The sequence below is a fragment of the uncultured Maribacter sp. genome (genome assembly GCF_947500985.1).
Lineage (GTDB): Bacteria > Bacteroidota > Bacteroidia > Flavobacteriales > Flavobacteriaceae > Maribacter.
In genome coordinates this window covers 1-245 of record NZ_CANMTX010000036.1, presented here as the reverse complement: position 1 = coordinate 245, position 245 = coordinate 1, and the positions used below count along the sequence as shown (strand labels likewise).

Below are 245 nucleotides of genomic sequence, written 5' to 3'. Positions count from 1 at the left end.
CCTGGGACTACAAAAAAGAAATTCGTTTAGCAATAGGCGATACGTTCATTAAGTATTGAAGGAAATTTTAGAAGTTGGTTAAGACCAGTTTACAGTACGCAGTATGCGGTACACAGTACAACAGCATAAAAACTGGTTACTGTTTGCTGAACACCGGCAACTGAAAACGGGGGATTAGCTCAGCTGGCTAGAGCGCCTGCCTTGCACGCAGGAGGTCATCGGTTCGACTCCGATATTCTCCACAG

1 tRNA gene is annotated in these 245 nt (G+C 45.3%); it reads left to right on the top strand.

From position 1 onward, the window contains the following. Positions 1-168: 168 nt before the first annotated feature. A tRNA-Ala gene (locus tag Q0871_RS18660) sits at positions 169-242 on the top strand. The last annotated feature ends 3 nt before the right edge of the window (positions 243-245 follow it).